Origin of the sequence: Carnobacterium sp. TMP28, from assembly GCF_047553015.1 — a bacterium.
Classification (GTDB): domain Bacteria; phylum Bacillota; class Bacilli; order Lactobacillales; family Carnobacteriaceae; genus Carnobacterium_A.
The window spans coordinates 15,402-38,912 of record NZ_CP180212.1; the positions used below are offsets into that span (position 1 = coordinate 15,402).

The 23,511-nt window shown below is 33.0% G+C and carries 23 protein-coding genes; 18 read left to right on the forward strand and 5 right to left on the reverse strand.

Annotation, left to right across the window (positions count from 1 at the left end; genetic code table 11):
- Nucleotides 1-13: 13 nt before the first annotated feature.
- Both ACMHYH_RS00065 and ACMHYH_RS00070 read left to right on the forward strand, forming a co-directional pair.
- Entirely contained in the window at nt 14-1,306 is a 1,293-nt protein-coding gene (locus tag ACMHYH_RS00065) for an adenylosuccinate synthase (protein WP_414839401.1), read from the forward strand.
- A gap of 164 nt (nt 1,307-1,470) precedes the next feature.
- The gene (locus ACMHYH_RS00070) at nt 1,471-2,928 is read left to right on the forward strand and encodes an alpha-amylase (protein WP_414839402.1); all 1,458 of its coding nucleotides are present in this window, start codon (nt 1,471-1,473) and stop codon (nt 2,926-2,928) included.
- Nucleotides 2,929-2,987: 59 nt separating this feature from the next.
- Here the strand turns inward: ACMHYH_RS00070 and ACMHYH_RS00075 are convergent, their stop codons facing one another.
- Together ACMHYH_RS00075 and ACMHYH_RS00080 are read right to left on the reverse strand one after the other, a co-directional pair.
- Nucleotides 2,988-3,371 (reverse strand): YtxH domain-containing protein, encoded by a 384-nt coding sequence (locus tag ACMHYH_RS00075; protein ID WP_414839403.1) that lies wholly within the window; start codon nt 3,369-3,371, stop codon nt 2,988-2,990.
- A gap of 37 nt (nt 3,372-3,408) precedes the next feature.
- Nucleotides 3,409-3,837 (reverse strand): DUF948 domain-containing protein, encoded by a 429-nt coding sequence (locus ACMHYH_RS00080; RefSeq protein WP_414839404.1) that lies wholly within the window; start codon nt 3,835-3,837, stop codon nt 3,409-3,411.
- A gap of 262 nt (nt 3,838-4,099) precedes the next feature.
- Here ACMHYH_RS00080 and ACMHYH_RS00085 point away from each other — a divergent pair, with 262 nt between their 5' ends.
- From ACMHYH_RS00085 to rlmH, 9 genes are all read left to right on the forward strand, one after another.
- Nucleotides 4,100-4,624 (forward strand): PTS glucose transporter subunit IIA, encoded by a 525-nt coding sequence (locus ACMHYH_RS00085; protein ID WP_414839405.1) that lies wholly within the window; start codon nt 4,100-4,102, stop codon nt 4,622-4,624.
- A 164-nt stretch (nt 4,625-4,788) separates the two neighbouring features.
- Nucleotides 4,789-5,496 carry a response regulator YycF gene (gene yycF, locus ACMHYH_RS00090; protein WP_414839406.1) on the forward strand — a complete coding sequence of 236 codons (708 nt, stop codon included), beginning with the start codon at nt 4,789-4,791 and terminating at the stop codon, nt 5,494-5,496.
- A gap of 6 nt (nt 5,497-5,502) precedes the next feature.
- Nucleotides 5,503-7,347 carry a cell wall metabolism sensor histidine kinase WalK gene (gene walK, locus ACMHYH_RS00095; protein WP_414839407.1) on the forward strand — a complete coding sequence of 615 codons (1,845 nt, stop codon included), beginning with the start codon at nt 5,503-5,505 and terminating at the stop codon, nt 7,345-7,347.
- Nucleotides 7,344-8,636 carry a YycH family regulatory protein gene (locus ACMHYH_RS00100; protein WP_414839408.1) on the forward strand — a complete coding sequence of 431 codons (1,293 nt, stop codon included), beginning with the start codon at nt 7,344-7,346 and terminating at the stop codon, nt 8,634-8,636. The genes walK and ACMHYH_RS00100 overlap by 4 nt, the downstream gene beginning before the upstream one ends.
- Before the next feature lie 3 nt (nt 8,637-8,639).
- Entirely contained in the window at nt 8,640-9,545 is a 906-nt protein-coding gene (locus tag ACMHYH_RS00105) for a two-component system regulatory protein YycI (protein ID WP_414839409.1), read from the forward strand.
- A gap of 140 nt (nt 9,546-9,685) precedes the next feature.
- A complete protein-coding gene (locus ACMHYH_RS00110; protein ID WP_414839410.1) occupies nt 9,686-10,498 on the forward strand; it encodes an MBL fold metallo-hydrolase in 813 nt (270 codons plus the stop codon).
- Nucleotides 10,499-10,735: 237 nt separating this feature from the next.
- Nucleotides 10,736-11,986, forward strand: a complete 1,251-nt coding sequence (locus ACMHYH_RS00115) for a S1C family serine protease (RefSeq protein ID WP_414839411.1) — start codon at nt 10,736-10,738, stop codon at nt 11,984-11,986.
- 203 nt (nt 11,987-12,189) lie between these two features.
- A complete protein-coding gene (locus ACMHYH_RS00120) occupies nt 12,190-12,372 on the forward strand; it encodes a CxxH/CxxC protein (RefSeq protein ID WP_414839412.1) in 183 nt (60 codons plus the stop codon).
- A 64-nt stretch (nt 12,373-12,436) separates the two neighbouring features.
- The gene (gene rlmH, locus ACMHYH_RS00125) at nt 12,437-12,916 is read left to right on the forward strand and encodes a 23S rRNA (pseudouridine(1915)-N(3))-methyltransferase RlmH (protein WP_414839413.1); all 480 of its coding nucleotides are present in this window, start codon (nt 12,437-12,439) and stop codon (nt 12,914-12,916) included.
- 117 nt (nt 12,917-13,033) lie between these two features.
- Here the strand turns inward: rlmH and ACMHYH_RS00130 are convergent, their stop codons facing one another.
- Nucleotides 13,034-13,414: a VOC family protein gene (locus tag ACMHYH_RS00130; RefSeq protein ID WP_414839414.1), complete on the reverse strand. Its 381-nt coding sequence runs from the start codon at nt 13,412-13,414 to the stop codon at nt 13,034-13,036.
- A 285-nt stretch (nt 13,415-13,699) separates the two neighbouring features.
- Here ACMHYH_RS00130 and yghU point away from each other — a divergent pair, with 285 nt between their 5' ends.
- From yghU to ACMHYH_RS00155, 5 genes are all read left to right on the forward strand, one after another.
- The gene (gene yghU / locus ACMHYH_RS00135; RefSeq protein WP_414839415.1) at nt 13,700-14,488 is read left to right on the forward strand and encodes a glutathione-dependent disulfide-bond oxidoreductase; all 789 of its coding nucleotides are present in this window, start codon (nt 13,700-13,702) and stop codon (nt 14,486-14,488) included.
- Nucleotides 14,489-14,646: 158 nt separating this feature from the next.
- A complete protein-coding gene (locus tag ACMHYH_RS00140; RefSeq protein ID WP_414839416.1) occupies nt 14,647-15,036 on the forward strand; it encodes a hypothetical protein in 390 nt (129 codons plus the stop codon).
- A 164-nt stretch (nt 15,037-15,200) separates the two neighbouring features.
- The gene (locus tag ACMHYH_RS00145; RefSeq protein WP_414840394.1) at nt 15,201-15,674 is read left to right on the forward strand and encodes a YbaK/EbsC family protein; all 474 of its coding nucleotides are present in this window, start codon (nt 15,201-15,203) and stop codon (nt 15,672-15,674) included.
- Nucleotides 15,675-15,676: 2 nt separating this feature from the next.
- Entirely contained in the window at nt 15,677-16,378 is a 702-nt protein-coding gene (gene gloB, locus ACMHYH_RS00150) for a hydroxyacylglutathione hydrolase (RefSeq protein ID WP_414839417.1), read from the forward strand.
- 106 nt (nt 16,379-16,484) lie between these two features.
- The gene (locus tag ACMHYH_RS00155; RefSeq protein WP_414839418.1) at nt 16,485-17,396 is read left to right on the forward strand and encodes an EamA family transporter; all 912 of its coding nucleotides are present in this window, start codon (nt 16,485-16,487) and stop codon (nt 17,394-17,396) included.
- A 92-nt stretch (nt 17,397-17,488) separates the two neighbouring features.
- Here the strand turns inward: ACMHYH_RS00155 and fabV are convergent, their stop codons facing one another.
- Nucleotides 17,489-18,685: an enoyl-ACP reductase FabV gene (gene fabV, locus ACMHYH_RS00160; protein WP_414839419.1), complete on the reverse strand. Its 1,197-nt coding sequence runs from the start codon at nt 18,683-18,685 to the stop codon at nt 17,489-17,491.
- 637 nt (nt 18,686-19,322) lie between these two features.
- Between fabV and add the strand changes: the two genes are divergently transcribed.
- Nucleotides 19,323-20,327, forward strand: coding sequence for an adenosine deaminase (gene add / locus ACMHYH_RS00165; RefSeq protein ID WP_414839420.1), 1,005 nt, complete (start codon nt 19,323-19,325; stop codon nt 20,325-20,327).
- 143 nt (nt 20,328-20,470) lie between these two features.
- Nucleotides 20,471-22,030, forward strand: a complete 1,560-nt coding sequence (locus ACMHYH_RS00170) for a histidine kinase N-terminal 7TM domain-containing protein (RefSeq protein WP_414839421.1) — start codon at nt 20,471-20,473, stop codon at nt 22,028-22,030.
- Nucleotides 22,031-22,342: 312 nt separating this feature from the next.
- On the opposite strand, the gene ACMHYH_RS00175 is transcribed toward ACMHYH_RS00170, so the two are convergent.
- Entirely contained in the window at nt 22,343-23,449 is a 1,107-nt protein-coding gene (locus tag ACMHYH_RS00175; RefSeq protein WP_414838910.1) for an IS4 family transposase, read from the reverse strand.
- Nucleotides 23,450-23,511 lie beyond the last annotated feature (62 nt).

Here is a 23,511-nt window from a genome sequence, read left to right on the forward strand (position 1 = left end):
ACGAGGTGTTTTGATGTCTTCAGTAGTAGTAGTTGGTACACAATGGGGCGATGAAGGAAAAGGTAAAATTACAGATTTTTTAAGTGAAAAAGCAGAAATTATTGCACGTTATCAAGGAGGAGACAATGCAGGACATACGATTAAATTTGATGGAAAAACGTTTAAACTTCATTTGATCCCATCTGGCATATTTGCTTCTAAAAAAATAAGTGTGATTGGAAATGGCGTTGTTATTAATCCTAAAGCTCTTATTAAAGAATTAGCTTACCTACATGAAAATGGAGTAAGTACAGATAATTTGCGTATCTCTGATCGAGCTCATGTTATTCTACCTTATCATATTCAATTAGATCAATTACAAGAAGAATCAAAAGGCGATCAAAAAATTGGAACAACTATTAAAGGAATTGGACCTGCTTATATGGACAAAGCTGCCAGAGTAGGCATTAGAATGGCTGATTTATTAGATAAAGAAATTTTTGAAGAACGTTTACGTATTAATTTGGAAGAAAAAAATCAACTGTTCACAAAAATATTTGATTCAAAGCCAATTGAATTTTCAGATGTTTTTGAAGAATATTATCACTATGGCCAAGAAATAAAGCATTATATCTGTGATACTTCAGTTATTTTAAACGAAGCATTAGACGATAATAAGCGTGTATTATTTGAAGGTGCTCAAGGAGTGATGCTTGATATTGATCAAGGAACCTATCCTTTTGTAACATCCTCTAACCCTGTAGCTGGAGGGGTGACGATTGGAAGTGGTGTAGGTCCATCTAAAATAGATAAAGTAGTAGGAGTATGTAAAGCTTATACTTCTCGTGTAGGAGATGGTCCTTTTCCAACAGAGTTACAAGACGATATCGGTCAACGCATCCGCGATATAGGAAAAGAATATGGAACAACGACTGGTCGTCCACGTCGTATTGGTTGGTTAGATACTGTCGTTATGCGTCACTCTAAGCGTGTATCAGGTATTACTAATCTTTCGCTAAATTCAATTGATGTTTTGAGTGGATTAGAAACAGTTAAAATATGTACAGCTTACGAAAGAGAAGACAAACACATTTTATACTACCCAGCAAGCTTAAAAGAATTAGCAGAGTGTCAACCTGTATACGAAGAATTACCAGGTTGGAGTGAAGATATTACAAGTTGTAAAACCTTAGAAGAATTACCCATCCAAGCACAGCACTATATTCAACGTGTTTCTGAATTAGTTGGAGTACCTCTTTTAACTTTTTCAGTAGGTCCAGATCGGGAGCAAACAAATGTGCTAGAAGATATTTGGACACAACTTTAGTCATTTCTAAGGTACAAAAATAAGAAAACGTATGGGCTTTTTTCGTAGCCGATACGTTTTTTTATTTTTACCTAATGAAGTTGCAATTGCTTAAAAATTGCCAAAATTTCTTTTAAGGCTTATTATTTAGCCTAAGGAAAAAGAATAATAAGGGAGATGAAACGATGAAAAATGGGGTTATGATGCAATATTTTGAATGGTTTGTAGAAGACGATGGAAAACATTGGCAACGATTGAAAGACGATGCAAAACATTTGAGTGAAATAGGGATAACTAGCGTCTGGATTCCACCTTGCTTTAAAGCAACAGGCACGAACGATGTTGGTTATGGTATTTATGATTTGTATGATCTAGGAGAGTTTAAACAAAAAGAAGTTATTCGAACGAAGTATGGAGTAAAACAAGACTTAAAAGCAGCGATAGATGAATTGCATAAATACGGTATTCAAGTCTATGCAGATATTGTGTTAAATCATAAAGCTGGAGCAGATGAAACAGAAAAATTTTTAGCGGTTGAAGTAGATCCTGACAATCGTAATGAAACAGTCAGCGATTCTTACGAAATTGAAGGATGGACTAAATTTACCTATCCTGGTAGAAACGATACCTATTCAAAATTTAAATGGTCATGGGAGCACTTTACCGGAATTGATTACAATCAAGCTAACGGTAAAGAAGCGATTTATCTTATTCAAGGAGAGAATAAGAGTTGGGCAGATGATAATAAAGTAAATGATGAACATGGGAATTATGATTATTTGATGTATGCTGATGTTGACTACAGTCATCCAGATATCATTGAAGAAACAAAGAATTGGGCTAAGTGGTTTGTAGCAGAGACAGGCATAGACGGCTTTAGGTTAGACGCGATTAAACATATTAATGAAGAATTTATTTTTGATTTAGTTAGAACAATGCGTGATGAATTTGGTGAACAATTTTATATAGTCGGAGAGTATTGGGGAAATACTTACGATGAGATGGAAAATTATTTAGAAGCAGGAGATTTTCATTTAGATTTAGTTGATGTAAGTTTGCATACAAACTTTGAACAAGCATCAAAATCAGGAAATGATTATGACTTACGTAAGCTATTTAATAAAACGTTGATGCAAAAAAATGATTCTCATTCCGTTACATTTGTTGATAATCATGATTCACAACCGGGTCAATCACTAGAATCGTTTGTTGAACCATGGTTTAAACCAATGGCTTATGGTTCAATTTTATTACGAGAAAAAGGCTATCCTTGCCTATTTTATGGTGACTATTATGGTATTAAAGGAGATAATCCAATTGAACCCCAAAGAGAAATAATTGATCGACTTCTTTATATTCGAGCTAACTATGCTTATGGGGAGCAAGTAGATTATTTAGATCATGCTAATTGTATTGGTTGGACTCGAATGGGTAATGAAGATAATCCAAATGGGTGTGCAGTAATTCTTTCTAATTCAGAAAAAGGATACAAAGATATGTATATTGGTGAAGAACAATCTGGAGAACTATTCTTAGATTATTTAGAAAATAGTCAAGATTCTGTAACGATTGACGAGAATGGATGGGGTCACTTTATTGTTGAGGCTGGTTCATTATCTGTCTGGGTGAAACAAAGTACTTGATAAAAAAGTTTTAAAAAAGTTCTCTGCATTTTAGCAGAGAACTTTTTTATTAAACTCTATTAAATTTGTCCACGACGATCATCAATTTTTAAATCATTGTGAGGAGCTAATTCTTCCATTGTTGACTCATCAGGATGCATTTCATCTTGGATAGGCATTGGGTCCAATCTGATAGCTATTTCATCTAAGTTATTTTCAACGCTTTCATTAGGATCAACTAATTCTGGATTTTCATCATATATTTCTTCTTCAACTTCTTTATAAGCTACCTTTACTTCATCTACTAACTCATTTACTTTATCCATTACCTGATTTTTCATTGATAATGATTCTTCTTTTATATCGTTACGCAATTCTTTTCCAGATTTTGGAGCAAATAATAATGCTGTTACGGCAGCAGCTGCTCCGAAAAATAAAGTACCCATAAAATTATTTTTTGACATCTTGACATTCTCCTTTAGTTAAGTTAGTTACCTAAAACTAGGCTGTTTTTCTTTTTTTAATAAGCTTTTTAGCTGTTTTTTTTAAAATAGTACTAGAAGATGGATAATGAGGTGATTTTTTATTTGAAAAATTAAAAAATCCTGAAAAGAAACGTTCGATTGAGTTTTTTAATTCGTCTAAAGCGTCTTGAAAATCAGTTGTTGTTTCAGAAAAATAATTGATTTTTTCCATTTTTATATTTAATTCTGTAGATAATCCATTTGCTCTTTGTGTTATATGATTTAGTTTGGCTGTAATAGCATCAGTATCCTTAGTGAAAAAATCTATTTTATCTTGAGCAGTAACAGCCGTTTTATTGATTTCTTTCATCAAATGAGAAACTTTTTTCAAAACAATCAAGCCGAATACGGTTAACACGATTAAAGCTAAAACAGCAATGATTAAGGCTATAATCCCACCAGTCATCTATTTTTCGCGCTCCTTTCTATTCTTAAAGATAATTTATGTCTTAAGATTACCATTAAATGTGTGAATATCCAAACAATATGTAATCGTATCTGCTAGTCAAAGTCGGCTTTTTCCTAATAAAACGAGGGAAATAAAAAGGATAGATTTATTTGAACATATAGTCAAATGGGCTTTTATCCGTTACAATAAAGGTTACATGAAGAGCAAATAAAAAATTGATTGAAATAAGCAGATGCTATGTCATTGGGGGATGATTAAAGTGAGTACGTTATCAAATAATCCAGTACAAGAAACGACTATGGAAGAAATAATTAAAACAGAATTATATGCTGTAACAAACGGTAAAATTATTCCAATTGAAGACGTAAAAGATCCTGTATTTTCAGAAAAAATGATGGGTGATGGTTTTGCAATACAACCTACATCAGAGGATGTACTTTCGCCTGTTAGCGGCAGGCTATTTCAAGTTGCAGATGCATTACATGCATATGGTATTGTTACAGATAAAGGCATTGAAGTACTAGTTCATATTGGCTTAGATACGGTAACCTTGAGGGGTAAAGGGTTTAAAAGTTCTTTGAAAATAGGAATGTTAGTTGAGTGCGGCGAGCTATTAGCAACAGTAGATTTTGATTATTTAATGGAACAAGAAAAAGAGTTAACGATATCAGTAGTGATTATTAATGGTTGTAGTGACCTTTATCGATATGAATTAAATCCAGAACAAAAAGCACGAGCTGGTGAAACTATTGCGCTAACAGTTTTCAAAAAAACAGGGAAATAACGATAAAAAACTATCTTAGAGTTTGTTACTAGTTATGTTCATGAAAGAAAGCGGATACTACTTTATTTTGCACTTCCCTAACGTGTTGGGTATAATGGAGGATAGAGTAGCTTTATTTTATTCTCTTATCTGAAAGATTAAAACTCCAAGGAGGGTTTAGTATAATGAAGAAAATTTTAGTAGTTGATGATGAAAAGCCAATCTCAGATATTGTAAAATTCAATTTAGTAAAAGAAGGCTATGAAGTATTTACAGCTTATGACGGTGAAGAAGCATTAGAACAAGTAAAAGAAGTTGAACCAGACTTGATTCTCTTAGATTTAATGCTGCCTAAAATTGATGGTTTAGAAGTTTGTCGTGAAATAAGGAAAACACATGATATGCCAATTATTATGGTGACAGCAAAAGATTCAGAAATTGATAAAGTTCTTGGCTTAGAATTAGGTGCAGACGATTACGTAACTAAACCATTTTCAAATCGTGAATTGGTTGCACGCGTGAAAGCAAATTTAAGACGACATAGTAACGCAAAATCTGTCGTTGTTGAAGAAGAAGAAACCAATGATATTGAAGTTGGAGCATTAACGGTACATCCTGATGCGTATATCGTTTCAAAAAGAGGCGAAACGATTGAACTCACTCATCGAGAATTTGAACTACTGCATTACCTAGCTAGACATCTTGGCCAAGTGATGACGAGAGAACATTTATTGCAAACGGTTTGGGGATACGATTATTTCGGCGATGTTCGAACGGTAGATGTAACGGTAAGAAGATTAAGAGAAAAGATTGAAGACAGCCCGAGTCATCCAACGTGGTTGGTTACGAGGCGCGGGGTTGGGTACTATTTAAGAAATCCCGAACAGGAGTAGAATTTCATGAAAAAGAAAATTGGATTTTTTCAATCAGTCGATTTTAAAATTGTGTTTGTTTTCATTATTTTATTATTGGTTGCATTAGAATTAATTGGTGCTTATTTTGTTAGACAATTAGAAACAAAGCTAATTGATAATTTTCAAGAGGAAAGACGTCTTCAAGTAGGCTTTTTAGATAATACTCTTCAACCATTGTTAAAAGATGATAAAAATCTTAACTTGAATGAAGAAATTACTAGACTTTTAACAGATTTTTCTGGAAATGGTGTAATAGAAGCTCAGGTTATCAATCCTAAACATCGTATTATAGGAACAAGCGATAGCACAAACCAATCAATTGTTGGTGAAAATTCTAATGATCGTGATGTTCACCAAGCGTTATTATTGAATAGCAAAATAACAAGTCAATATAGAGACCAAACAACCAACGACCGAATCTGGAAGTTGGTTTCTCCTATTATTGCTAATGATGGATCAAATAAAGTACTGGGTGCTATTTCTTTGAAAACCAATATCGATACGGTTTACCAACAAATTGAAGAAATTACATTTATTTTTTTGAATGCTTCCTTAATTTCAATGGGGTTAACGGTTCTTTTAGCTTTATTCATTTCTAGAGCGATTACTAAACCCATTACTGAAATGACAAATCAAACTGTACAAATGACAGGTGGAAACTATTCTGGTCAAGTAAAAATTTATGGAGAAGATGAATTAGGTCAATTGTCGTTGGCGATAAATGACCTTTCTATTAAAGTAGAAGATGCACAAGAATCCACTGAAGCTGAACGACGAAGATTAAATAGTGTTCTGACACATATGACAGATGGTGTAATTGCTACAGACCGTAGAGGGAAAATTATTATCATTAATGAGATGGCACTCGAGATGCTAAGTACGTCACAAGAAGATGCGGTAGGTCAATCTATTTTAAAAATATTAAAAAAAGAAAATGAGTTTACTTTACGTAATCTATTAAAAAATGATCAAGAACTATCTTTTGATTTTTCAACTCCTGAAACACCTCTAATTTTACAAGGTGGTTTTTCTTTAATCCAAAGAGAAACAGGTTTTATTAGTGGAATTGTTTGTGTATTGCATGATATTACTGAACAAGAAAAAATCGAACGTGAACGTAGGGACTTTGTTTCAAATGTTTCACACGAGCTTCGTACACCGTTGACTAGTATGAAAAGTTATCTAGAAGCATTAATTGATGGTGCTTGGCAAGATCCAGATATTGCTCCAAAATTTTTACAAGTTACGCAAGAAGAAACAGATCGTATGATTCGAATGATATCTGACTTACTCAACCTATCTAGAATGGATGCTAGTGAGAGCACACTTGCTCTCGAATATGTTAACATCAACCGATTATTCAATCACGTACTAGATCGATTTGATATGATGATTCAATCAGCTGATCAGTTTGAAAAAAAATATACAATTAAACGAGAAATAACCAAGCGTCAAATTTGGATGGAAATAGATACCGATAAAATGATACAAGTATTTGATAATATTATGAATAATGCGCTTAAATATTCACCTGAAGGAGGCGTTATCAATTGTAGCTTAAAAGAAACGCACGATAACGTTATGATTAGTATTACGGATGAGGGAATGGGAATTCCTAAAAAAGATTTGCCACATATTTTTGATCGCTTTTATCGTGTTGATAAGGCCCGTGCACGTTCAATGGGTGGAACAGGGCTAGGGCTTGCTATTTCAAAAGAAGCAATCGAGAAACACCATGGTAAAATTTGGGCTAATAGTATTGAGGGCGAAGGGACAACATTCTATATTTTGTTGCCTTATGTTCCTTACGAGGAGGATGATTGGGAGTGAAATGGAGTAAATTAGTTCGACCATTATTAATCATTCTAATTCTTCTTAGTCTTGTTTTGATGTGGGGTATTTGGACGGGACCAAGTCAGTACGATAATCAGACTGGAAATGAACAGAAAAAATCCTCATCTGTCGTAATAAAACGACAACTTTCTCGCGTATTTGGCCCTTCTCAAATTGTTTTGCATCATTCAGGGCAGGCAAGAATGACAATGAAAAAAGAAGTTTTAACTTCTTCGAATAAAATATTTAATGAAATTAAATTGGATAAGTTAGAAGAACCGATTAATTTTTCTAGTGGAGACTACCAAACAGAATTAAATCAAGTAGATGATAAAATTGAGTGGCTTTACTTCAAAAGCATTCCTTTTGGTGTAGTAAGTAATTTATTTTCTAACCTACAAGAAGAATATTCAGAGAAAACATTTGATCGCATCTATTTAACAGAGACGAATCCGAGTGAAATTAATTTTTACAATACTGCTGAGAAATTACTTTATACGAGTGAAATAGAAGAGATTGATCAAGAACAACTACTTGCAGCTATTCATAGACAAGGGGTTCCTTATCGTTTTGTAGAAATAAGAGAAATCGGTGAAAAGTATATTTATCTGCCAATTGATGAGATAAAGTTGCCTTGCTTGACCTATATGGTAGAAAAACAACCTAATAGTCTATTTATTGGACGTTTGTTTGACGATACTTCAGAAGTACGTGAAAAAAGAAGTGAGCAATCGGTTCAGTATCTTGATTACATTAGCGAGATGAGAATAAATGAAGAAACAAATATTTTAAATTATTATCGTAACCGGTCTTCTTCAAAAGCAATGCCACTCACAAAAACATTAATGCTTTCATTTAAAGAACTAACCATTTACGAAAATTGGTCAGATGAAATACATTTTTTTGATTACAATAAGCAAACCAATGAAGTAACTTACCGACGTTATATTGAAGGATTTCCTGTCTTTAGTCCGATAGGCTATGGTGCTACTTATCTGACAGTAGTAGAAGATGGTATGTCTAGGCTACAAGTTCCGATGGTTGTAGCTCAAACACCCATTTCTGATGAAAAAAATCAAAAAACATTGCAAAGTGGGTCCGATCTCTTAAAAGAGTTAGCTGAAAAAAAGTATACACTAGATATGATTGATGATATTAAGATAGGCTACACATGGACAAATAATCTAGAATCAGATCGTGTCATTACGCTAGATCCAAATTGGTACATTTATACTGAAGGAAGTTGGGTAAACATTCAAGAACTTGATGAGAACGGGGGAGAGTAGAAAATGGACTTTAAACGAATTGAAATCATTTTCATCTTAACCTTTCTAGCGCTCAATGCATTTCTTTTATCGACTTATTTTGATAAAAGTTACAATGACTTTTCATCAAATTCTTCTAATTCAGAAGTAAATTTTATAGAAGAGATGTCCAAATCAGCTATTGAATTGCCTACTTTTCAAGATGAAAAAAATAAGGTTCCTTATGTTCAAGCTGAAGCAAATGATTTATTGGCAGAAAGTTATAGCTTAACAAATCAGACAGGTATCATTGAAGAAAAAGGCTCTATTTTTAGTACGATTCTATTTTCTCCTATCTTACTAACAGCAGAAAAAGAGTTTAATGCTAAAGATATTGAAAAATTAACCTCTTATGTAAAAAATAACCAAGCTTTATCAGCTAAAGACTATCAGTTTTTTCGCTATATAAAAAATAGCCAACAAGTTATTTTCACACAAATTGCTAATAATATTCCTATCGCAGATGGTACTTCAGAAGTTATATTTCATTTAGATAACTCAAAAAACGTTATTTCTTATGAACAAAGTTATGCTGGACCAGTGACGGTTCAAGGAGAAAGTCGGGAATTGATAACGGATAAAAGTGCTATAGGTATTTTATATCAGAATAATGAAATACCTGCAGATACAACTGTTAAGAAACCTGTCTTAAGTTATTATAAAACGTTAGATTTAGAAGAGTTAAGCATGTACGCTCCAGCTTGGTTTATAGAAATAGAATCTAGTACAGATACACAAGTAAAACGTGTCGATGCGATTAATGGGACAGTGTTAAAAGTTCCGACACTTGAGCAACCTCAGTCTGTCACGAAAAATAGGTTGAAATCTTCTAACGAATCAGATTCATCTAGTCCAAACCCAACGAGAGACTCTTCTTTTCAAAAAGAATAAAAAAAGTCATACCACCAGGATTTTAAAATCTGATGGTATGACTTTTTTATTCTATAAAAATAAATTCAAAAAATAGTCTTATGGATATTTTAGCTAATTTGATATAAACTAAACGAGAGGAACAAGGAGGATTTAGCTAAATGTTGTACAATCAAAATCAAGGTTTAAAAGTTAGTATTTTAGCCAGTGGTAGTTCTGGGAATGTTACTTATATTGAATCTGAGAAAAAAAAAATATTAGTAGATAGTGGATTAAGTGGCAAAAAAATTATAGAAATGCTCAAAAAAATAAATCGAGATGCTGCAGATTTAGATGCCATCTTAGTGACTCATGAGCACAGAGACCATATTCATGGAGTTGGAGTCCTTGCACGAAAATATCATTTAGATGTTTATGCAAATGAAAAAACATGGCAAGCTATGTCACCAATTATTGGGGACATTAAAAATGAGCAAAAATTTATTTTTGAAATGGGTAAAGTGCTAACGATTGGGGATATTGACATCGAAAGTTTTGGTGTTTCTCATGATGCGATTGCACCACAATTCTATAGTTTCCATAAAAATGATAAACGATTTGTTATGCTAACAGATACAGGCTATGTTAGCGATCGGATGCGAGGTATTTTATCGGATGCTGATGCTTATCTATTTGAAAGCAATCATGATTTACAAATGTTGCGGATGGGACCTTACCCTTGGCATTTAAAACAACGCATTTTAGGCGATAAAGGCCATCTATCAAATGAAGATGGTGCGTTAGCCTTAGCTGAAATGGTTGGAAATAAAACAAAGCGTATTTACTTGGGACACTTAAGTAAAGATAACAATATGAAAGAATTAGCGCATATGACGGCAGAAAATATTTTAAAAGAAAAGGAATTAGATGTCGGTAGAGCTTTTTTTGTATACGATACAGATCCCAGTGAGCCAACGTCTTTATTTGTTGTTTAATGTTAAAAAAATAAAAGTCAAACTAGAAAAATTCTTTTTTCTAGTTTGACTTTTATTATGAAAAAGGTTTTTAGTAGTCATTTGAAAAAAATAACGGTAAAATAAAAGTAAGCATTCATAAAATATAACAAGATTTTGTTCGCTTGCGTTCCTTATTTAAGTCACTAATTATTCATAAAAAATTCAAAAAAAAACGTTAAACTAGTAATAGAATTAATGACAAGGAGTGAATAAAAAATGAAACAAAAAACTGACCATATAAAAGATGTGACTCCTAAAAAAAATAGAGGATTTAAATCAGCTATTTTAGGCGGATTAATTGGTGGATTACTAGTGACCTTACTCGGTGGTGGATATTTATATATAACTGATAATCTAGATAGTGGAGAAAGTCCGACACAAGAATCTGGTTTAGTAGATGATAACGGAAAGGTAACGACGACAGATGTTACTGTTAATGTTACTTCAGAAGTGACAGAAGCAGTAAAAAAAGTAGAAGATTCAGTCGTTTCAGTTATAAACATGAAGGAGCAAAATTTAGAAGGATTTGATGGAGTTTTTGGCTCTGGAACAACAGAATCTACAAATGAAACGAATCTACAAACAATTGGAGAAGGAAGCGGCGTTATTTATAAAATAGATGGCGAGACAGCTTATATTGTAACCAATAATCACGTTATCGATAATTCTGATGCGATAGAAATTCTATTAAAAGATGGGACAAAATTTAAAGCTGAAGTAATTGGTACAGATATATGGACAGATTTAGCTGTATTATCGGTTCCTGCCAATAAAGTAAAAAAAGCAGCAACATTTGGAAACTCTGATAGTATAAAAGTAGGCGAACCAGCAATTGCGATTGGTTCTCCTCTAGGCACCAATTTTGCTTCCTCTGTAACCCAAGGGATTGTTTCGGCAAAGAACAGAACCGTTGATACAGATATAGATGGGGATAGCGTAGTAGACTGGGAAATGACTGTTATTCAAACGGATGCAGCGATTAATCCTGGAAATTCAGGTGGAGCCTTAATTAATATCGCAGGCCAAGTTATTGGAATTAATTCAATGAAAATTTCAGCAGATACAGTTGAAGGATTAGGTTTTGCTATTCCAAGTAACGATGTTGTCGATATCATTAATCAATTAGAAATAGACGGAAGAGTTGTTCGTCCATTTTTAGGAATAAGTTTACTAGATATTTCTCAAATTTCTGAACAACAACAAGAAAGTGTACTGAAGTTACCTAAAGATGTAACGTCAGGTGTTGTTGTGGGACAAGTCCAAGAGGGTTCGGCTGCACAAAAAGGCGGACTTCAAAAATATGATGTTATCGTAAAATTTAATGGTGAAGAAGTTAAGAATACAATTTCTTTGCGTAAAGGAATCTATAAATCAGAATTAGGTAAGGAAGTTGGAGTAGACTATTATCGTGATGGTAAACTGGAAAAGACAACTGTAACGATGACTACTTCTGAAACAATCTCTTAAATAAATCTTTAAATAACCCTCGATTGCCTGATAGGTAATCAAGGGTTATTTGCAATAAATTAGAGAGATTTATTCCTTTTTCAGCTATTTTGTGGATAACAAATAATAAAAAGTTTTGGACATTGTGGATAAGTGCTGTAAAATAAGAAAAGAAAGAACTTGTGGATTATAAAGTTATCCACAAAATAAAAGGGGTGTTGTGGATGGAACTTATTAAAGCATGCCAAGAACATATTGAGGAAGCTCTAGATGACGCTGTTTATGGAGGTTTTGAGTTGCCGGTTTTAAAGGCTTTTTTACCTGTGGATAAGTCGAACGATAAGTGTGCTTATTGTGAGGCGATACCTATATATGTGGTAGAGAACGGACATTCGCATACCATATGAAGTGGTCTAGTTGTGAACATGTGCATAACTATTGTGGATAACTAATTGATAGAGGTGGATAACATTGAATATTAAAATTATAACAGTCGGTAAATTGAAAGAGAAATATTTAAAAATGGGTATTGCTGAATACGTTAAAAGATTAGGCGCTTATTGTAAAATAGAGTTAATAGAAGTAGCAGATGAAAAAGCTCCAGAAAAATTAAGCGAAGCTGAGATGATCCAGGTAAAAGAAAAAGAAGGAGAGCGAATTTTAGCCAAAATCCCTGAGCAAGCTTTTGTATTCGCTCTAGCTATTGAAGGAGATCAACGAACATCAGAAAAATTTTCAAAAGAAATCGAGCAATTAGGTGTTCAAGGAAAAAGTAACCTTGTATTTGTTATCGGTGGTTCGTTAGGTTTAAGTGAGGCAGTTATGAAAAGAAGCAATACAAAGATTTCTTTTGGAAAGATGACTCTTCCCCATCAATTGATGCGATTAGTGTTGATTGAACAAATTTATCGTAGTTTTCGGATAATGAAGAATGAACCGTATCATAAATGATACTATTTTCAGAAAATAATTGACTTAATTTTAAATAAAAATAGTGGGAAATTAAAGAATAAAAATAGATGTCTATTGGTTATTACCAACAGGCATCTATTTTAACTATTCAAACAATTATTTGGCGCGCTTTACTTCAATGCGATAGCCATCAGGATCTGTTACAAAGAAATAGGTTGGTGTACCACCTGAAAGTCCTCTTAATTCGCCTGTTTCATAAGCCGAAGCTGTACAAATTTCATGCATTTTTTCTAGATCACCGACAGCCACACCTAAATGACTGAAGCCATTTCCTACATTATAGGGCTCAGCATCATAATTATAAGTGAGCTCGATCTGTACAGAAGAACCGGGAGAATTCAGATAAACTAAATCAAACTTTTTTTCAGGGAATTCTCTGCGGCTAGCAACTTCAAAATTGAATAGATTAGTATAAAAGTCTAAAGTAGCATCAATATCTCTAATACGTAGGCAAATCTCAACAAGTTCTTGTTTCATAATATCATCCTCCAATACTGTCTTATCTTTATTCTAGCATGAATAGGTCATCTACGCATTTTATCAAACTGTCTTATCTTTTATATTATTTTTTAATACACGATTAGGTAAAATCGTAGAGAGTACTAAAAGAGTCGAAAGATTTGTATCAAAATTATTGAGATAAAAATAGTCATGATAAAGGATACGACTAATTTTTCCACAGATGGATGAGCTAAATTTTAGTTATATTGGTTTAGGAGTAGTATGATGAAGACATAAATGATTAGTATGAGGAGTGGTATAATGACGGAATATACATTACCAAAAGTATGGCAGTGGGAAGAAGAGAACGCAAAAAAAGGTGGCAATCGTCCAACAGCAGGCAATCGTTTTGAACAAAAATTACCAGTTGGGGAGGCTCCGTTCCAACTTTATTCATTAGGAACACCAAATGGTATTAAAGTTGCTATTATGTTTGAAGAGTTAAAGGAATTAGGCGTAGAGGGAGCAGATTATGATTTGTATGCGATTGATATCGGGAAAGGTGATCAATTTGGTTCAGAATTTGTCACAATTAATCCCAATTCTAAGATTCCTGCCCTTGTTGACCAAAGTCAAAGTCCTCGTCTAGAGGTTTTTGAATCAGGCTCTATTCTTCTTTATTTAGCTGAGAAATTTGAGCAACTGATTCCAACGGATATCCATGGTCGGACCGAAACACTTAACTGGTTATTCTGGCAAATGGGAGCAGGCCCTTATGTTGGTGGAGGATTCGGCCACTTTTTCGCTTATGCTCCAGAGCCGTTGAAATACCCAATTGATCGGTTTACGATGGAAACGAAACGTCAATTAGATTTACTGGATAAAACCCTAGAAGAGCGCCCTTATATCGCAGGAGATAGCTACAGTATTGCAGATATTGCTATATGGTCTTGGTATGGTCTTTTAGCTTTAGGGAAATTGTATAAAGGTTCTTATGAATTTTTAAATATAGATGAATACCCTCATTTCTTAGAATGGTCTCATCGTATTGCAGAGCGACCGGGTGTTCAAAAAGGTTTAGAAGTAGAGTATCAACCACTTGGAGAGTAGATTAAGAGTATAGAAAAAGAGAAATTGTTTTAAAATACTTTCTTTTTTTCTATAATCTATTTTTGTGGTGAAAATAACAGAAAAAATTTTTATATTTAATAAACTTAGCGTGTTATAATATCCTTAGATACTAAATTTTTAACAGAGGAGAATAAAAAATGAAAGAGATTTATTATAAAAAAGATTTATCAAAATTAGATTCTTTTAAAGAAAATGTCAGAAAATACGTCGTTTCAAAAGATTATGAACTTCAAGAGCAAGAGGGCAATCAGTTAGAATGGGTCTGTCAGATAAAAAAAGAGAGTAAGTGGACTTTAGGCATTGGTAGTAAGGCTTTAACTATCGTAGTTGAGGATTTTTCAGATAATTTAATAAAAGTGAAAATCGGTGAAGGTAAGTGGCTTTCTAAAATTTCAGGTGGGCTGATTACGACTGTCGTATCTGGTCCTTTATTTTTATTAGCTGCACCAACGACAGCACTAGGAGTTATTGGACAAGTCAAACTCACCTCAGAAATTGTTTCGTTAGCAGATTTAAATCTTAAATGAATAGATGAATGAGACTTGTTTTTTTGTGAACAAGTCTTTTTTATTTTATACTAATGATGAGTCACTAATTAGTAGTTTAGTAGAACAATCTCAACGGTACTTTTGAAAAACAGTCAAAAAGAATAAAATAGATATAGATATACAAATAAGGAGGAAAAAAGATGATAGTAAATCTTGAAGAATTTTTAAGAAGTCATTCTATTTATTTTGAATTGTACAATCATAATCCTATTTATACAAATGAAGATGCTGTAATAATGAAAGCAGAAAAAGGATTCACAGGTACGGAGACTAAAGCCCTATTTTTAAAAGGAAAATCCAAACAGTACTATTCATTTGTAACTTTTACAACGAAACGAACGGATTTTAAGAAACTAAAGCAAGTTGTAGGCGAAAAAGTAGCTGTTGTGAAACAAGAGGAAATGGAAACGATCACTGGTCAAAAAGCAGGGGCAGTAACACCTTTAGGATATGAAAATACGATTCCGATAATAGTAGATGAAGAGCTTTTTAGACAAGAAAAACTCGTTTTTGCTCCTGCTAGACCTGACCAAACGATGGTTATTTTAGCTAAAGATTTGAAAAAAATTATTGACTTGCTTGGGAATGAATTATTTAGCTATAATGAGGAGGGTTAACGATGGACATTTATCCAATAAAAGCTTTTTCTGATAATTATATTTGGGTTATTGAAGAAGGCACAGAGGCAGTAATAGTCGATCCAGGAGAAGCTAAAGGTGTGATAGGCTATTTAGCAGAAAAGAATTTAGAGTTGAAGGCTATCCTATTAACTCACAATCATGATGATCATATTGGAGGAGTCCAAGAAATTTTGGTAACGTATCCAGATATTTCTATTTATGGACCTGAAGAAACAAGTTCTTTAGTTAATCATGTCGTAGTTGAAGGCGACTCTTTTAATCTATTAAATGAACAGTTCAATGTAATAAAGACAGCTGGACATACTGATGGTCATATTAGTTACTTAGCAAAAAAGATACTTTTTTGTGGAGATGCTTTATTTTCAGCAGGTTGTGGTCGAGTTTTTACAAAAGATTACCAAGCTCAATACGATGCCTTACAGAAATTTAATCAATTAGATGATGAGGTACTAGTATACGCAGCGCATGAATATACACAAACTAATTTACGTTTTTCGCAGGGTATAGAACCGTCTAATAAAGTGATTTCTGAAGCCTTAGCCAAAACCAATGAGTTGCGTGCAAAAGGACAACCTACCTTACCAACGACGATTGGGAGGGAGAAAAAAATCAATCTATTCCTCCAAGTAACTAGCTTAGAAGATTTTAAAGAACTGCGTCAAGCTCGTGACCATTTCTAGAGCACCTTCTAAAGAAAAAAAGTCTAAATAGAATAAAAAATAATAGCTAACAAAGACGATCTCTGTTAGCTATTAAAAATATGCCGGAATTTGAAAAGGAGCTAGTATGTTTTATTTAACGTTAGCCATTATCTGTAGTGCGTCGATTGCTCTCATTTTTAAATACACAGAAGGAACAAATGCAAATAGATACGTTATAACAAGTGCCAATTACTTTATTGCCTTTGCTATTAGTTTGTTTCTAATTTTTTCAAAAGGATTATTAGTGGGTATGACTCGTGAAAACTCATTTTTAAGTGAATTTTCTTTGTTAGCTAGTAACAGTAATTATATTTTATCTCCTTATTCTAGTATGATATGGGGATTAATTATTGGAGGAATTTTTGGATCCTTCTTTTTTCTTTCGTTTGTCTACTATCAAAAAAGTATAAAGGAAAATGGGGTAGGAATTTCAGGTACAATTGCTAAATTAGGCATATTGATTCCAATGATTTTTTCAATCGTAATATGGAAAGAATTTCCTTCTACTATTCAATGGATAGGCATTATTCTATCTTTAGTTTCTATCTTAATTGTTAATTTATCACAGAAATCTCTTGAAACATTTGACGTTAAACCGACTCTTATTTTCTTATTTATTTTTGGAGGGATGGCCGAGTTTTCAAGTAAGTTTTATCAAAAATATGCCTTAAATGATTACAAAGATATCTTTCTTTTTGCCCTATTTTTTGTAGCATTTTTAATTAGTATTTTCTATACGTTTAGAAAAAAAGGAGAAATAACGAAAAAAGATATACTCATAGGCTTTGCGGTAGGAATACCTAACTTGTTTTCTTCTTATTTTTTAATTCTAGCATTAGCGACTTTAAAAACGTCTGTCGTATTCCCAATTTACAGCGCTGGGAGTATTGTACTAATTAATATAGGTGGATTTTTACTATTTAAAGAAAAAATAGCCAAAAAAAATCAAGTAGCGATTATTTTGACGATTATTGCCTTAATACTAATTAATAGATAATGTAAAAAACGGTATGTATCAAAGAGACTAGACCCTCTTGATGCATACCGTTTTTTGATAGATTGGTAAATAGGTGATTTAGATAGTGGAAATTAATACTTCAATGCTTTTAATTCTTCTAAAGTAACATCTTTTTCTACATAGTTTTCAACTAAGAAGCCACTTAAAACTGAAAATTCTTTGAAAAGCATATCATAAGCTGTCATATCAGATTTAAAGTTTTCTGCATTTATTTTTTGGACTAATGCCTTTGTTTTAGCTTGAATATCTTCATCAATTTCCCAGTTATCAGGTCTAAGTCGATTAAACTCGTCGTACTCAGGTTTGCCACCATAAATCATTTCTCGGTAAATTCGATCTTGATGCATGATTGGTGTTTCGTGAGTACCTTGTTCGTCCATGACTTTATAAAGCGCAATACAATAAACAGGGAAAAAAGGAATAACGGCACTTGCTTTAGTCGTAACAGCAGTTGCTACAACAATCTGAGCTTTACCATTGATATCAGATAGTAATGTATTGATATTATTTGCCTTTTCATCACAATCTGCTTTAGCAGAACCAAGAGTTGCTTGACCGTAATAAGAATGATTCAGTTCAGTTCCTAAATAAGAATAATTTGTTGTTAAAACACCATCAGCTAATACGTCCGCTTCTTTTAGTGCTTCCATCCATAATTGCCAGTCTTCTCCACCCATTACTTTTACCGTATCAGCAATTTCTTGATCCGTTGCGTAATCGAGTGTTTCAGTATAGTACAGTTGTTCTTGCATATCAATGGTTGGACCAACAACAGGTTCTCCGATAGCTTTAATAGAAGAGTGATAGACTTCTCCAGTATCAGGATCTTTTCTAACACCACTTGCCAGGCTATAAACGACTAAATCTATTTTACCACCAAAATCATTTTTTATATAATCGATAACTTCTTGCTTACTTTCGTAGCTGAAAGCATCTTGAACAAAGTTTTTAGCAATTAATCCTTCTTTTTCAGCTTCTTCTCGAAACGCAATATTATTATACCAACCAGCTGTACCTAAATTTCTTTCACTTTTTGGACCTTTTTCAAAAGAAACACCAATTGTATCTGCTCCAGCTCCAAAAGCTAGACTAATTCGAGTAGCTAAACCATAACTTGATGATGCACCAACGATTAAAACTTTTTTTGCTCCTTCATAAGGTCCTTTCTTCTTTACATAATTAATTTCATTCATTACTTCTTGCATGCATCCAACTGGATTTATGCCTAGTGCCACATTTCCACGTAATTTATGTTCAAATTTCAGCATTGTGTGTTTACCTCCTATTTAAATCTTAGTAAGAATATAATACCAGAAAAAACTCTTTATCACTAAATAATCTAACTCTATTTCCTATTTTAAAAAATTAGATGCAATAAAATATATTCTATTATTTGAATTATACTCAAAATTTTGTTAGTTAGCTTAAAGCATATTGATCTGAACGATAGACACAACTAGTATAGAAACTCTAAAATCTTGTTGAAAAGCTTAATGAGGAGAGATAAAAAGGAAAACGAGATAAAATTTTTACTTAAATAAACCTCCTAGCGACTAAATAAAATAATTAAAGCGATTACAATTTAGGTTGTTAAATAGAAAAACTTCTGCTATATTTGTAACTACCAAATTCTTTGTTCAGTTCTTACCAATAGGTATTTTTTACTTATCAATTTTAAAAATCATAGTTATTCTAAAGTAGAATCTAAGATAAGTATCATAACTAATCAATAAAATGAAGACGGTTGTATTATTAGTTTAATAACTTATAATGAATAGAAACAACTAATTTTGACTAGTAAAAATTTCTGAACTTTTTTGCTATAGCTCAAGGGATAAGAAAAAATAAATTACAATTAAAAAAAGTAATTAAAATATAAACTAATTTAAGAAGGGATTTAATAATATGGAAGAAAAAATCGTTCGCCAATTACCTAAAGTAGAATTACACTGTCATCTAGATGGTTCTGTCCCTATGGAAACATTAAAAAAATTAGCAGAAAAACAACAATTTGATTTAGCTTTACTTGATCAAATTAGTGCACCAGCAAAATGTACTAACTTGGTTGATTATTTAAAAGGTTTTGACATTATTCATCAGCTTATGCAAACGTATGAGCAATTAGAAGAGTCAGCCTACGCAACTGTTAAAGCTGCAGCTTTTGAGAATGTTCGCTACATGGAATTACGCTTTGCCCCGCTTTTGCATATTGAAGCAGATTTAACTGTATCAGAAGTTATCGCAGCAATCAGTGAAGGTGTTCGCCGCGCGATGGAGCAGTCTACTATCGTAGTAAATTTATTAATATGTGGGATGCGGCAGCATTCTAATGAAGACAATCTTGCGATGTTGTCTGAAGTTATGAAGACAAAAGAAGAATTAATGGTTGGTTTTGATATGGCTGGTCCAGAACCCGATTTTGCAAACGATCACATTGAGCCTTTAACAACTTATGCAAAAGAAAATAAATTACAAATTACACTTCACTCTGGTGAATGTGGTTGTGCTCATAATGTTGCCCAAGCGATACGCTTAGGAGCAAAACGTGTTGGACATGGGATAGCTATTCAAAAAAATGAAGCAACACAGGCACTTTGTTTAGAAAAAGAAACCATCATTGAAATGTGCCCAACGAGTAACATTCAAACCAATGCGGTTAAAGACTGGGAAGATTATCCCTTAGTCGATTTTTTAGAAAAAGGAATAAGTTGTTGCATCAATACAGATAATCGTACCGTTTCAAATACAACGTTGACGAAAGAATATATGCTATTAGCTGAACATACTGGAATTAGTTATCCAACAATGAAATTATTGAATCTAAATGGCTTAAAAGGTGCTTTCACGACTCCAGAGTTAAAAGAGCAGCTTTCCAAAGTAATTGAGAAAGAGTACGCACCCTACATGTAATAGGAAATGAACGGTGAGACTTACCGGTATTAATCGGATGATGTGTCACTTTTTTTGAGCGCTTATAATAAAAAGCCGTTCCTTGTTTAGTGAAAATAAGGAACGATTTTATCGTGAAATTTACCAAGAGAGGACATCTAACTATGAATTCACCTCTGACAACTTATATAGCACTTATTTCTGCTTCGGGCGTATTGAATGTGTATCTATGCTTATATGTGTATTTCAAACGCCAAAGCTATAGAAAAATTGCTTATTTTTTTATCGCTTATACTGCAACAATAGCTATTTATTGTTTCTCTGCAGCTTTTTCTTTATTAAGTACAACATTAGAGCAAATAAAGTTTTGGACAACTATTCAATATATTGGGATGCCAATTTCTGTGATATTGGGTTTACTATTTGTCATACACTATTTAGGCATTCATCTTTCAAAAATTAAGATAGTTGCCTTACTTATTTTACCAATAATCACTTCAACTATGGTAGCAACGAATGACTTACATCATTTGTATTACAGAGTTTTTGAAATAGATCCTATTTTAGGGGCACCTTACATAAAGCAAGAAATAGGTGTGTGGTACATGATTCATGGAGCATATATTTTTTTCTGTATGCTAGCAGCTCTTTTACTAGCTATATCGTATTGGAAAGAGATTTCAAAAATATATCGACCACAATTGCTTTCTTTGATATTGGGACAATTTATTCCTATGGTAACAGCTTTTTTATATTTAATGGAACTTACGCCTCAAGGGGTAGATCCTGTTCCAATGGTTTTATGGCTTTCTTCAATTTTATATTTATGGTCAATTAGTTCGTCTCGAATGTTTACATTAATGCCTGTTGCAAAAGATATTATTTTTAATAGTATAAATGATGGTGTACTGGTATTAGATGAGTCTCTTCAGGTAATTGAGTTCAACCAAATTTGTGAGAAATATTTCCCGAAATTAAATAAGAAGATGATTGGGAAGGACTTCTATGAGGCATGGCTTGAACTAATAGGTAAGGATTTTCCTTTAGTACTTGATTTAGAGAGTCGGAGTCAAGAGATGCAACTAATGTTTGAAGAAACAAAACGTATTTATCAAATTCGTGTCTCGCCACTAATAGAAGTTGGAAATAATAAAGGTTTGATTCTGATTTTTACAGATGTTACTGAACTGAAAGAATTACAACTTAAGTTAGAGTACCAGGCGAATTATGATGGTTTAACTCAAATATATAATCGTCGTGCTTTTATGGATTATTGTGAACAAAATTTTTTAGAAGTGAAGGAGAAAGCAATTCCCTTTTCTGTTATTTTAATGGATATTGATTATTTTAAAAAAGTAAACGATACATACGGACATCATATAGGAGACCAATTACTCAAACATGTTGTAACCATTTTTGAAAGCCAATTAACAGCAGAACAAATTTTTGCTAGATACGGTGGAGAGGAATTTGCTTTATCTTTAAATGGATACACAGCAACGGAAGCCGAATTATTAGGAAACAAACTTCGTAAAAGCATAGAAGGACAGAGCCTTTCTTCTTCTAAAGGGCTCATCTCTGTTACTTTTAGTATGGGGATAGCTGAGGCAGTACCGAATAAAGCGGAAACGATAGATCAACTATTGAATAAAGCAGATAAGGCATTGTACTCTGCAAAACAAGCAGGACGTAACCAAGTTCATATTTATAAAAGAGCTCAGTAAAAAGACACTAAGATAGGCTGTATTGAATAAAAGAAATGACTATAAAACTATGAATCATTTAGCTAGAAGAATACAGTCTGCCTTGAGCTCTTGATCTAACTCAGAAGGCAGATAAGTCATCATAAGGGCTAATTTAGTTTATTTAATAACAAATCTCACTAGTGTTGCATAAACATAGCTTGATTAACCTCATTTCTTATTTTTCTGAAAAAAGGCAAAAAAAGGGAATGCTTACGCGAAAGATGACTATTTCCAGAAAATTTTGCTTATTCAACTGATTCCATTACCAACGGACACCCTTTCTTTAAGGATCTAAGTCGGTATCAAAAGATTAAACCATTCTTCTGCCGGTTGAAATAACAGATAACGAAAAAATCGTTTGATTTGGAAAACAGACTGGTTACTTTTTGTTTTTAACTTAATCAAATAGGTTAATAAACTGGCAATCATGGCTAAAATCAGCTGATTGACAACTCCTTTTTCACTTCTTGAAAAAAACTTTTTAATCGTCATATGTTGTTTAATATGCTTGAAGAACAGCTCTATTTGCCAACGTGCTTTATACATTTCTGCAATGTCAGTAGAGGAGCAGTCAAAACGATTGGTAATAAACTGGAGAGTTTTCCCCTTTTTATCTTGAACGGTTACTAAACGAAATCTGGACGTTAGATGGTTCTGAGCACCTAATGCGACCATTTGGTCGCTGATAACGGACTCACTCTTAGAAGCTACTAAGGGTTCTAAAACATGAACTTTTGTATTCTTTTTGATTCTTGTCACAAAGAAGTAGCCCTGCGAGTGCATCGTATCTAATCGTTCAAAATCAAGGTAACCGCGATCAAACACATAAGTCGCTTCAGGTTGATTAACCAATACTTCTAACTGATTTGTATCGTGCTCGACGGCGTTAGTTAGTGTAAATTCATCTGGGTAAAGATGGTCATTATCCATAAAGCAGAGCTTTAAGTGAAGCTTAACTCCTGATGTTGTTTTACGAAAATCAGCCCATTGATAAAGATTTTGGTTAAGTGAAAACGTCGAAGAATCAATTAGATAGAGACTATTTCGTTTCGTTACGGGCCTTTTATTTTTAGCCTGACTAACTAGCTGACTAAAAATAGCTAAAAGAATCTCTGAATCTATTTTTGATAGAGTTCTAGAAAGCTGGGAATAACTGATACTAGTCATGCCCATTTCTTTTTGAAGTTCTTTCGAAACAAAAGCCGCATTCATCTCTCTAAGACTTTCTTTTTCGTCATTGATTCCATGAAGAAAAAGTTGAAGAGCTTGAGAGAAACTAAGTTTCTTATGATATTTATCAAAGTCAACAATCTTTTTTTGAATAGAGCTTGGTAAAAAATCTAGCTTAATCGAAGAAAACCATTTATTAAAAGCAGAATTTGTTTTATACTTATCCATGAGTTTGGTCCTTTTTATTGGTCTTGGATGAGTCATCTGAGTTCAGTATAAAGGACTTTTTT